The organism is Burkholderia sp. AcTa6-5 (genome assembly GCF_017815075.1).
Classification (GTDB): Bacteria; Pseudomonadota; Gammaproteobacteria; order Burkholderiales; family Burkholderiaceae; genus Burkholderia; species Burkholderia sola.
On sequence record NZ_JAGIQE010000017.1, the window covers coordinates 161,253 to 172,473 of the forward strand.

9 protein-coding genes are annotated in these 11,221 nt (G+C 69.0%); 1 reads left to right on the forward strand and 8 read right to left on the reverse strand.

The features are described from left to right. Window positions 1–85 precede the first annotated feature (85 nt). The 8 genes from ugpB to J8I33_RS22825 form a co-directional block, all read right to left on the reverse strand. Window positions 86–1,420 (reverse strand): sn-glycerol-3-phosphate ABC transporter substrate-binding protein UgpB, encoded by a 1,335-nt coding sequence (gene ugpB, locus J8I33_RS22790; protein ID WP_209939109.1) that lies wholly within the window; start codon window positions 1,418–1,420, stop codon window positions 86–88. An 88-nt stretch (window positions 1,421–1,508) separates the two neighbouring features. Further along, window positions 1,509–2,693, reverse strand: coding sequence for a deoxyguanosinetriphosphate triphosphohydrolase (locus tag J8I33_RS22795; protein ID WP_235356187.1), 1,185 nt, complete (start codon window positions 2,691–2,693; stop codon window positions 1,509–1,511). Window positions 2,694–2,757: 64 nt separating this feature from the next. Continuing rightward, window positions 2,758–3,837, reverse strand: a complete 1,080-nt coding sequence (gene aroB, locus J8I33_RS22800) for a 3-dehydroquinate synthase (RefSeq protein ID WP_209939110.1) — start codon at window positions 3,835–3,837, stop codon at window positions 2,758–2,760. After that, the gene (aroK, locus tag J8I33_RS22805) at window positions 3,834–4,388 is read right to left on the reverse strand and encodes a shikimate kinase AroK (RefSeq protein ID WP_050013150.1); all 555 of its coding nucleotides are present in this window, start codon (window positions 4,386–4,388) and stop codon (window positions 3,834–3,836) included. The genes aroB and aroK overlap by 4 nt, the downstream gene beginning before the upstream one ends. 40 nt (window positions 4,389–4,428) lie before the next feature. Beyond that, window positions 4,429–6,060, reverse strand: a complete 1,632-nt coding sequence (gene pilQ, locus J8I33_RS22810) for a type IV pilus secretin PilQ (RefSeq protein ID WP_209939111.1) — start codon at window positions 6,058–6,060, stop codon at window positions 4,429–4,431. After that, window positions 6,057–6,923, reverse strand: coding sequence for a pilus assembly protein (locus J8I33_RS22815; RefSeq protein ID WP_209939112.1), 867 nt, complete (start codon window positions 6,921–6,923; stop codon window positions 6,057–6,059). Before J8I33_RS22815 ends, pilQ begins: the two co-directional genes overlap by 4 nt. Then, entirely contained in the window at window positions 6,920–7,573 is a 654-nt protein-coding gene (locus J8I33_RS22820; protein WP_124594042.1) for a fimbrial protein, read from the reverse strand. Before J8I33_RS22820 ends, J8I33_RS22815 begins: the two co-directional genes overlap by 4 nt. Then, complete coding sequence (locus tag J8I33_RS22825) at window positions 7,570–8,493, reverse strand: hypothetical protein (RefSeq protein WP_050013154.1); 924 nt, start codon at window positions 8,491–8,493, stop codon at window positions 7,570–7,572. The genes J8I33_RS22820 and J8I33_RS22825 overlap by 4 nt, the downstream gene beginning before the upstream one ends. 220 nt (window positions 8,494–8,713) lie before the next feature. Between J8I33_RS22825 and J8I33_RS22830 the strand changes: the two genes are divergently transcribed. Beyond that, window positions 8,714–11,107 carry a penicillin-binding protein 1A gene (locus tag J8I33_RS22830; RefSeq protein WP_050013155.1) on the forward strand — a complete coding sequence of 798 codons (2,394 nt, stop codon included), beginning with the start codon at window positions 8,714–8,716 and terminating at the stop codon, window positions 11,105–11,107. The last annotated feature ends 114 nt before the right edge of the window (window positions 11,108–11,221 follow it).

Below are 11,221 nucleotides of genomic sequence, written 5' to 3' on the forward strand. Positions count from 1 at the left end.
GGTCAGGCGAAACGGAAGGGAAACCGCGCCGCCGGACGGCACGCGCTCGCGCGCGGCGCCGCCGGCGGCACGACGCGATGCGTGCTCAGCCGCCCGACTTCTCGAAGCGGCGCAGCAGTTCGTCGCCGCGCGACGCGGCCGAATCGAGCGCGTCCTTCGGCGACTTCTTCTGCGCCCAGACCTGTTCGAACTCCTCGTCGACGACCGTGCGGATCTGCGGCATGTTGCCCAGCCGCAGCCCCTTCGTGTACGGCAGCGGCGGCTTGTTCAGCATCTGCTTGATCGCGGTTTCGGCGCTCGGGTTCTTCGCGTAGAAGCCCTGCTGACGCGTCAGGTCGTACGCGGCGGTCGTGACCGGCAGGTAGCCCGTGTCCTGGTGCCACTTCGCGGCGACCGCGGGCGACGCCAGGTAAGAGAGGAATTTCGCGACGCCCTTGTAGGTCGCCGGATCCTTGCCGGCCAGCACCCACAGGCTCGCGCCGCCGATGATCGCGTTCTGCGGCGCGCCCTTCACGTTCGCGTCGTACGGCATCATGCCCGTGCCGTAGCTGAACTTCGCGAACTTCTGCACGTTCGCGAGCGCGCCCGACGACGTCGTCAGGATCCCGCAGTCGCCGCTGTAGAACTTCGCCGACGCTTCATCCTTGCGGCCCGCGTACGTGAACGTGCCGTCCTTCGCCATCTGCTGCAGGAAGGCGACATGTTCGATCTGCTGCGGCTTGTTGAACTCGAGCACGGCGTCGGTGCCGTCGAAGCCGTTGTTGCGGCTCGCGAACGGCAGCCCGTGCCATGCGCTGTAGTTTTCGAGCTGGATCCAGCCCTGCCAGCCGGTCGTGAAGCCGCACGCCATCCCCGACTTGCGCAGCTTCTCGGCATCGGCCTTCACGTCGGCCCACGTCTTCGGCGGCTGGTTCGGATCGAGGCCGGCCTTCTTGAACGCGTCCTTGTTGTAGTACAGCACCGGCGTCGAGCTGTTGAACGGCATCGACACGAGGTGGCCCGTCTTCGCGTCGCTGTAGTAGCTCGCGATGGTCGGCACGAACGCCTTCTCGTCGAGCGCCACGCCGGCCTGCTTGAACACGTCGTAGACGGGCACGACCGCCTTCTTCGCCTGCATCATCGTCGCCGTGCCGACTTCATAGACCTGCAGGATCGCCGGCGCGTTGCCGCTGCGATAGGCCGCGATGCCGGCCGCGAGCGCCTGGTCGTAGGTGCCCTTGAAGACCGGCACGATCTTGTAGTCGCTTTGCGACGCGTTGAACTGGTCGGCGATCGCGTTGACCCGCTCGCCGAGCGCGGCCTCCATCGCATGCCAGAACTGAATTTCCGTCGCGGCGAGCGCCACGTGCTGCACCCCGAACATCAGCGCGCCGCCGAGCGCGATCGAACGAACCAGTGTCCCCGCAGGCTTCTTCTTCATCGACCTCTCCTATGAAAACGTTACCAACAGCGTGTGCAACCTTCCCGTCGCCATTGAACCGGCGAAGTCTAGTGATCGTTTGTGACAGTCAGTTGTCGCTGATGACGAACAGGCGCTGATATTCCTTCAGCGCGAAGCGGTCGGTCATGCCGGCGATGTAGTGCGCGACGAGACGCGGCTGCTGCGCCGCGTCGTCGGACTGGTACGGCGGCGGCAGCAGGCGCGGATCGTCGATGAACGCGTCGAACAGCCCCGTGACGACGCGTTGCGCCTTGCTCGCCATGCGCATCACCTTGTAGTGGCGATACAGGTTCTTGAAGAGGAAGCGCTTGAGGGCCGCTGCCTGCGCGGCGACCTCGGGGCTGTGCGACACGAGCGGCGGCGCGTCGCGCACGTCGTCGAGCGACGCGGGCGCGACGCGCACGAGATTGCGCGTGGTTTCGTCGATCAGGTCGACGATAAGCGTGTTGATGATGCGGCGCACCGTCTCGTGCACGAGACGGCGGCCTTCGAGGTGCGGGAATTCGGCGAGCGCCGCGTCGTAGTGACGCTGCCACAGCTCGACTTCCGCGAGCTGCTCGATCGTGATCAGGCCGGAACGCAGGCCGTCGTCGACGTCGTGGTTGTTGTAGGCGATCTCGTCGGCGATGTTCGCGAGCTGCGCCTCGAGCGACGGCTGGCGGCCCTGCAGGAACCGCTCGCCGAGCGCGCCGAGCTTGCGTGCATTCTCGCGCGAGCAGTGTTTCAGGATGCCTTCGCGCGTCTCGAAGCACAGGTTCAACCCGTTGAACGCGCCGTAGTGCTCCTCGAGCTCGTCGACCACCGCAAGGCTCTGCAGGTTGTGCTCGAAGCCGCCGTGCTCGCGCATGCACGCATTCAGCGCGTCCTGCCCGGCATGGCCGAACGGCGTATGGCCGAGATCGTGCGCGAGCGAGATCGCTTCGACGAGATCCTCGTTCAGTCGCAGGTTGCGCGCGACCGAGCGCGCGATCTGCGCGACTTCGAGGCTGTGCGTGAGGCGCGTGCGGAACAGGTCGCCTTCGTGATTGACGAAGACCTGCGTCTTGTATTCGAGCCGGCGAAACGCGGTCGAATGGACGATGCGGTCGCGATCGCGCTGGAATTCGGTGCGCGCCGCCGGCGGGGTTTCCGGATGGCGGCGGCCGCGTGACTGCGACGCGTGCGCGGCATACGGAGCGAGATGGGCTTCCAGCGCCGCCAGCGTCGGCGGCTCGGCCACCGGCGCAGCGGATGCGCGGCTGGCTTCAGGCAGTGTGCTGCTGGATGTCTCGCTCACGTCTCCTCCATGTCAGGGGCGCCGGCGGATCCGGGCGCCGTTAGCCGGTCGTTTGCGCCAGTGTAGCGAATACCGCTTCGTCCGGCGCCTGCGTGATCAGCGTATCGCCGAATCGCTTCAGCAGGATGAACTTGATCGCGCCGGCCTCAGCCTTCTTGTCGACGCGCATCAGGTCGATGTAGCGCGCATCGCCGAACGCCGGCCCGCGGGTCGGCAGATGCGCGGCCGCGATCACCGCATCGAGGCGCTGCCGCGACGCTTCGTCGAGCAGGCCGAGCCGCACCGACAGGTCGCCCGCCATCACCATTCCGCAGCCGACCGCCTCGCCGTGCAGCCATTCGCCGTAGCCTAGCCCGGCCTCGATCGCATGGCCGAACGTGTGGCCGAAGTTCAGGATCGCGCGCAGGCCGCCTTCGCGCTCGTCGGCCGCGACGACGCTCGCCTTGATCTCGCACGAACGCTTCACCGCATGCGCGAGCGCGGCGGGCTCGCGACGATTCAGCGCATCGACGTTCGCCTCGATCCAGTCGAAGAATGCCGCATCGGCGATCGCGCCGGTCTTGATGATCTCGGCCACGCCGGCCGCCAGCTCGCGATCGGGCAGCGTCGTGAGCGCGCCGATGTCCGCGATCACGGCCTGCGGTTGGTAGAACGCGCCGATCATGTTCTTGCCGAGCGGGTGGTTGATGCCCGTCTTGCCGCCGACCGACGAATCGACCTGCGACAGCAGCGTCGTCGGCACCTGGATGAACGGCACGCCGCGCATGTAGCACGCGGCGGCAAAGCCGGTCATGTCGCCGACCACGCCGCCGCCGAGCGCGACGAGCGTCGTCTTGCGATCGGCGTGATCCGTCAGCAGGCCGTCGAAGATCAGGTTCAGCGTTTCCCAGTTCTTGTATGCCTCGCCGTCCGGCAGCACGACCGTCGACACGCGCTTGCCGAGCGGCGCGAGCGCCGCGCGCAGCGCGTCGCCGTAGAGCGGATCGACCGTCGTGTTCGTGACGATCGTGACCGACGAACCCTTGATGTGGGGCGAGAACAGCTCGGTGCGGCCGATCAGGCCGGCGCCAATATGAATCGGGTAGGCGCGGTCGCCCAGATCGACGTTGACAGTAATCATGCTTGTAGCGGCTTGGCGATGACGCCGGCCAGTTCGAGTTGCATCAACACCATGTTGACGAGACCGTTGACCGACGGACGGCCGGTCTCGATGACGAAATCCGCGCATTCGCGGTACAGCGGGTCACGCACTTCGTACAGCGCTTCGAGACGCCCCTTCGGATCTTCGGTCTGCAACAGCGGGCGATTCTTGTCCTTGCGCGTGCGCAGCCATAGATCGTGCGGGTTGGCGCGCAGGTAGACGACGATGCCGTTGGTTTTCAGGCTGTTGCGGTTTTCCGGGCGCAGCACCGCGCCGCCGCCGGTCGCGAGCACGATGTTCTCGCGCTGCGCGAGCTCGGCGATCACCTGCGTTTCGCGATCGCGAAAGCCGGCCTCGCCCTCCAGCTCGAAGATCACCGGAATGCGCGCGCCCGTACGGGCCTCGATTTCGTGGTCGGAGTCGAAGAACGTCCTGTCGAGACGACGCGCGACCGCACGGCCCACGGTGGTCTTACCCGCTCCCATAAGGCCGACGAAAAATACGTTTGCATGTGGGTCCCGCGCTTGCAACGGCTTCCTCTGCTTCAATCTTGCTGGTGTGTGGCGCAGCTTACTGGCAAAGCGGCTGCCTTGTCGAGCCTGCGCCGGCGGCTTCCGGCCCCGTTTCCTCGGCATCCGCGTCGCCCGCGCCGAGTGCGCCGCAACGCGCATCGACGACGGTCGGCGTGATGAAGACGACCAGTTCGTTGCGTTGGTCGCGCTGCGCGCGGTGCCGGAAAAGCGCGCCCAGAAACGGTATTTTGCCCAAGAGCGGCACCCGCGTCACATCGTTCCGGCTCAGTTGTTCATAGATGCCGCCGATCGCGACCGTCCCGCCATTCTCGACCTCGACGCGCGTCTGCACGTGCTTCGTATGGATCGCGGGGCCGGCCGCGGTCGGCTCGCCGACGCTGTCCTTCGTCACGTCGAGATCGAGCACCACGCGCCCGTCCGGCGTAATCTGCGGCTCGACCTCCAGCTTCAGCGTCGCGCGGCGGAACTGCACGCCGCTCATGCCGTTGCCGACCTTCGCCTGGTACGGCAGCTCGGCGCCCTGCTCGACGATGGCCTTCACGCGGTCGGCCGTCACCACCCGCGGACGCGAAACGATCTGGCCCCGGCCTTGCGCTTCCAGCGCGCTCAACTCGATGTCGAGTACGCGGCTGAGCGGCGCGGCGAACAGCGTGAAGCCGGCGGTCGCCGCATCGAAGCCGCCGAGCGGCCGCGCGGCGAGATCCAGCGCGTTGCGCGCGTCCGCCGTGAAGGACGTGCCCTCGGCCGACGACGGCCGCCCCTGCGCACGCAGTGCGACACGTGCGCCGAGGTTGCGCGAGAAACCCTGCTCGCCTTCGACGATGCGGGCCTCGATCCGGACCTGCCGCGACGGCCGGTCGATCGCGTCGATCAGGCCCGCGATCTGCACGATGCGCGGCGCGAGATCGGTCACGAACAGCAGGTTCGTACGGGGATCGGCCGCCGCCGCGCCGCGCTTCGACAGTAGGCGCTGGCCGGTCGCGCCGGCCAGCAGCCGCTGCACGTCCTGGGCGCGCGGATAGTGCAGCACGAACGTACGGCTTGCGAGCGGCTCCAGATCGGCGGCCCGCGCATGCATGTCGAAGCGCTCGCGTTCGCGCGCGGCCAGCTCGGCGGCCGGCGTGACCCAGATCACATTGCCGCGCCGGGACATCGCCAGCCCGTGCGTGTCGAGCAGCGTGTCGAACGCGTCGCGCCAGCGGACATTGTTCAGACGTAACGTGACCGTGCCGCGCACCTGCTCGCCGACGACGATATTGAGCCCCGTGAATCGCGCGATCGCGTCGAACGCCGCCGCGAGCCCGACGCCCTGCAGATTCAGCGAGATCCGCCGCTCGTCGTCCGCATCGCCCGGTTGCCGTGCTGCGGCGTCGCTCATCCGGGCCGGCGGCGCCAGCGGGATCGGCGGTCCCTCGAGCGCGGGGACCGGCGCGGCGGCTTCCGTCTGCAGCGCCGTGCGCGCCGCCTGATCGAACGGCGGCGGGCCGGCGTCCTCCGCTACCGCGCTGTCCACGCTGTCGGCCGCGCGCAGCGGCTGCGGCAGGCGCGGCACCGACACATTCGTCGGCCCGGCCGGCCAGACGGGCGGCAGCGGCGGCACCGACGCGCTTGCGCCGGCCGCCGTCACGCCGGCCCAGATGACGAGCATCCAACAGCCGTGCTTCGTCATGGCCGGCCTCCGTCGTCAAGCACAAGCCGCTGCGATCCGTCCGCCGTCGCAAGCGTCACGGCCGCGCGGTCGATACGCACCACGCGCGCGGCCCCCAGCACCTCGCCAGGTGCGACGGCCGTGAACGCGCCGTCGCCGTCGTCGAACAACGCGAGACCGGTACGCGCGTCGCGAATCGTGCCGGCAAGGCGGGCTGCGCGCCCCGCCGCTTCGGCGAGGCCCCCCTCGCCGAACGGATCGGCGTCGGGCGCAGCGGCGCGAACCGGCGTGTTGCCCGCCGCGGCCGTTGTCGCCTGCAGCGCCGGAAATACGTCGATGGACATATCCACCCGCGCCGCCGACATGCCACGCTCGATACGCAGCGCCGACGGTACCGCCAACACCGGGAAGCGCGCCAGCCCGCCAACCATATGCAGCAACGCGTGAAAGCCGCCGTCCGCGGCGATGTGTACGGTGCGTCGGTCGTCCGGTGCCGCGCCATCGGCGCGCCGCGGTTCGATCGATACGCCGTGCAACCCGCTCGACGCGGCGAGATCGGCCAGCGCCAGCATCAGCGCCGCCCATTCCGGCGTAGGCGGCAAGCGATCGTCACGCGTCGACGCAGGATGCTCGTCGCGTCGTTGTTCGGCGGAAGCCAGCACGCGCTGCGCGTCGGCCGCGCGCGCCTGCGCCGCGGCGAGCAACGCGCGACTACGCGCCAGCCCGCTCCAGTCGGCCGCATTCGCCAGATGAATGCCGCCTGCCAGCACGGCCGCGAACGCCAGCACGCAACCCGCGGCATGCGCGGCGGCCGCCGACACGCGCGGCATGTGGCCCGCCCTGGCGCCCGCGCGCAGCGCCGGCCAATGCGCGAGCGCCGTCATGCGCCCCCTCCCGACACCGTCCGCGACGACGTCGCATCGTGCCAGCGCAACTGCACCGAGAACCGGAACGGCATCCCGGCCGTCGAAGCCGGCGCATCCGACGCAGGCTTCAACGTATCTATATCGATCCGCCAGTCGCGCTGCTCGCGCGCCATCGCGGCGAGCCACCGCGCAGCCGCCCGGTAACTCGCGGCGCGCGCATCGAGCACGGCGCCGGTCGTCGTCATGCGCAGCGCATCGAGCCGGACATGATCGGCGCGCACCTGCTTCAGGGTCGCCAGCAACCCGGCCACGCGCCGATAAGGTGCGGCCAGCGCAGCCGCCTGCGCGTCGCGCCGCGCGACGGCGGCGGCTGCATCGGCCGCGCGCGTCGCAACGGCCACCCGCGGCTGCACCTGTCGCAGCCGCGCCTCCACGCCGGCGCGCTCGGCATCCACCCGCCACCGCGACAACACCGCAGCGCCCGTCCACAGACCGGCGCCAAGCACGCCGAGCAGGATCGCCACACCGCACTGCGTGGCCCGCCGACGCCGCAATGCCCGCGCCAACCGCTCGCGGTACGGCAGCAGGTTGAAGTCGCCGAGTACCGCCTGTACGAGCTGCTGCGCCGCCGCGCCGTCTCCGTTTGCCGCCACGTGACCGGCCGTCATTCCCACACCCCACGCAACGCGAGCCCGAACGCGACGGCAAACGCCGGGCCGCCTGGCACGGCGGCGCGCGCGCACGGCAGGCCGTCCCAGCCCGTGCAGTCGAACGGGACCACTGCCGTGCCGAGCACGTCGCCGATCTCGGCAATCGACGTATCGAAGCGGGCGATACATCGCTCGTCCCCGGCGACGAGTACGCAGCCCACGACCCCCAGCACGCGCCGACGCAACGCATCGGGAAGCGCCTCCGGCAACGTGCCGGACAGGGAGAGCACCTGCATCGCCGACCGTCCCTCGATTCGCCAGCCGCGCACGCCCGCGTCGCAGAACCAGAGCACGGCGTACGCGCCCTGCGCATCGAGTTCGAACCGTGCGGCATAGCGCAGCGCGCGCAGCACGGCGGCCGACTCGCCGTCGATCACCGTCAGGTCGATACCGGCCTGCGCGGCCACGTCGATCCGCCGCTCGAGCAGCGCCAGCGGCGCGACCGCCACCGCGATCTCGCCGGACCGCGCGCCGCCGTAGTGCCGCCAGTCGAACGCGAGACTGTCCGGCGCGAGCCCCGAGATGCGTTCGGCGGCCTGCCGCGCGGCGTCCGGGATGTCGCCGCGCCCGGCCAGATCGAGCGTCGCGGTGCGCATCTCGTCATCGTGCAGCGCCATCACGCCGCGCGCGTCGCACTGCACGTCGGACGCCGACAGCCGCGCCACGGCCGCCGCCAGCGACCGCGCGACCGCCGCCCAACGCGCGTCCTCCGGCCCGCCCGCCAAGCCAACCGGTTCGCGCTCGAGCCCCTCGACGCGCACCTCCGCTTCCCTGCCGCGCCGGCTCAGCACGGCCACCCTCACTTCGTGCGCACCGACGTCGATTCCCGTCGACCGGTGCCTGCCCTGTGCAAACCGCGCCACCCATCGTCCTGCCATCCCAGCCTCCCGAGATCGTCGCGGCCCACGCCGCGCATCCGAGACCTGATTCTGCAAAGCGACGCGCGCCGCCGACAGTCGGCCAAACGGCCAGCATTGGTCCACGGCGGCCGTGCACGGACTATGCTGACGGCACGCCGACCCGCGGCTTGGCGACGGGCGGCCCCCGCGTCAGGAGCGCTCTTACCGGGCAGCTATAATCGCGGGACTGTTTTCCGGTATGCCTATGCAATCCACGACTCCTACGTCCCCGCCTCCCGCCCCGGAGCCGAAGAAGCGGCCCTGGTGGCAAAAAGTCCTGCTCGGCTTCGCCGCGATGTGCGTGGCCCTCGTCGTGGCCGGCGGCCTCGTGCTCGGCTACGCGCTCGTCGTGGCCTGGCCGAACATGCCGTCGCTCGATGCGCTGACCGACTATCGCCCGAAGGTGCCGCTGCGCATCTACACGTCCGATCACGTGCTGATCGGCGAATTCGGCGAGGAGCGCCGCGACGTCGTCCATTTCAAGGACGTGCCCGACTCGCTGAAGAAGGCGATCCTCGCGATCGAGGATGCGCGCTTCTACGATCACGGCGGCGTCGACCTCACCGGCATCATCCGCGCCGGCTTCGTCGCGCTGACGAACGGCCACGCGTCGCAGGGCGCGAGCACGATCACGATGCAGGTCGCACGCAACTTCTTCCTGTCGAGCGAGAAGACCTACACGCGCAAGATCTACGAGATGCTGCTCGCGTACCGGATCGAGCGCGCGCTGACGAAGGATCAGATTCTCGAGGTCTACATGAATCAGATCTATCTCGGCCAGCGCGCGTACGGCTTCGCGAGCGCCGCACGGGTCTATTTCGGCAAGGACCTGAAGGACATCACGCTCGCGGAAGCCGCGATGCTCGCGGGGCTGCCGAAGGCGCCGTCCGCGTACAACCCGGTCGTCAACCCGAAGCGCGCGAAGGTACGCCAGGAATATATCCTGCAACGGATGCTCGAGCTGAACTTCATCACGCGCGAACAGTACGACGAAGCGTCCGCGCAGCCGCTCGTCGTCAAGGGTCCGGGCCGCGATTTCAGCGTGCACGCGGAGTACGTCGCCGAAATGGTCAGACAGATGATGTACGCGCAGTACCGTGAGGAAACCTACACGCGCGGCTTCAACGTCGTCACGACGATCGATTCCGCGGATCAGCAGGTCGCGTACACCGCGCTGCGCAAGGGCATCATGGATTACGAGCGCCGTCACGGCTATCGCGGGCCGGAAGGCTTCATCGAGCTGCCGGCCGGTGCCGACGACCGCGAACAGGCGATCGACGACGCGCTGCTCGAGCATCCCGACAACGGCGAGCTGATCGCCGCGGTCGTGACGGCCGCGAGCCCGCGCCAGATCACGGTGGCGTTCATCGACGGCAGTACCGCGACGATCGACGGCGACAACCTGCGCTTCGCGTCGGGCGCGCTGTCGGCCAACGCGCAGCCGAACCGCCGGATCCGCCCGGGCGCAATCGTCCGCGTGGTGAAGAACGACGCCGGCAAGTGGTCGATCACGCAGTTGCCGCAGGTCGAGGGTGCGTTCCTGTCGATCGTCCCGCAGGACGGCGCGATCCGCTCGCTCGTCGGCGGCTTCGACTACAACAAGAACAAGTTCAACCACGTCACGCAGGCATGGCGGCAACCGGGTTCGTCGTTCAAGCCGTTCATCTACTCGGCGTCGCTCGACAAGGGCCTCGGGCCGGCGACCGTGATCAACGACGGCCCGCTGTATTTCAGCGCCGCGGAAACGGGCGGCCAGCCGTGGGAGCCGAAGAACTACGGCGGCGGCTTCGAGGGCCCGATGTCGATGCGCACCGCGCTGCAGCGCTCGCGCAACCTCGTGTCGATCCGGATCCTGAACCACATCGGCACGAAATACGCGCAGCAATACATCACGCGCTTCGGCTTCGACGCCGAGCGCCATCCGGCCTACCTGCCGATGGCCCTAGGCGCCGGCCAGGTCACGCCGCTGCAGATGGCCGGCGCGTACTCGGTCTTCGCGAACGGCGGCTACCGCGTCAATCCGTACCTGATCGCCGAGGTCACCGATCCGAACGGCGCGATCGTCGCGCGCGCGCAGCCGCTCGTCGCCGAGCAGAACGCGCCGCGCGCGATCGACGCGCGCAACGCGTACGTGATGAACAGCCTGCTGCAGAGCGTCGCGCAGCGCGGCACGGGCGCGCGGACCAACGTGCTGAAGCGCGCCGACCTCGCGGGCAAGACCGGCACGACGAACGACTCGCACGACGCCTGGTTCGCCGGCTACCAGCACACGCTCGCCGCGATCGCGTGGATCGGCTACGACAATCCGCGCAGCCTCGGCGATCGCGAAACCGGCGGCGGCCTGTCGCTGCCGGTCTGGATCGACTACATGGGTGCGGCGCTGAAGGGCGTGCCGGAATTCAAGCCGACGGTGCCGGACGGCGTCGAGTCGCTCGGCGGCGAGCTGTATTTCACCGAGTTCACGCCGGGGCACGGCTTCGTGTCGACGGTCGGCGTGCCGCAGGCGCCGGCCGCGCAGAACGTCGACGAGGCCGTGCCGCACGTCGACGAACAGGAAAAGCAGGACATCATGAACCTGTTCCAGGGCCACTGACCCGCGGCCCGACCATGAAAAAAGCGCCCCGCGGGGCTAATGCCGTTCAGTTAAGCGACCGAAGGGCATTTTTGTTTTGTGGAAGGAGTGGTTGTAAACGTTGCGCTGAGATGT

What these genes read in the sequence shown, in the direction of transcription:
- J8I33_RS22830 (WP_050013155.1), top strand. Translation starts at nt 8,714, where the DNA reads ATGCCTATGCAATCCACGACTCCTACGTCCCCGCCTCCCGCCCCGGAG.
- J8I33_RS22825 (WP_050013154.1), bottom strand. Translation starts at nt 8,493, where the DNA reads ATGGCAGGACGATGGGTGGCGCGGTTTGCACAGGGCAGGCACCGGTCG.
- J8I33_RS22820 (WP_124594042.1), bottom strand. Translation starts at nt 7,573, where the DNA reads ATGACGGCCGGTCACGTGGCGGCAAACGGAGACGGCGCGGCGGCGCAG.
- aroB (WP_209939110.1), bottom strand. Translation starts at nt 3,837, where the DNA reads ATGATTACTGTCAACGTCGATCTGGGCGACCGCGCCTACCCGATTCAT.
- ugpB (WP_209939109.1), bottom strand. Translation starts at nt 1,420, where the DNA reads ATGAAGAAGAAGCCTGCGGGGACACTGGTTCGTTCGATCGCGCTCGGC.
- J8I33_RS22815 (WP_209939112.1), bottom strand. Translation starts at nt 6,923, where the DNA reads ATGACGGCGCTCGCGCATTGGCCGGCGCTGCGCGCGGGCGCCAGGGCG.
- pilQ (WP_209939111.1), bottom strand. Translation starts at nt 6,060, where the DNA reads ATGACGAAGCACGGCTGTTGGATGCTCGTCATCTGGGCCGGCGTGACG.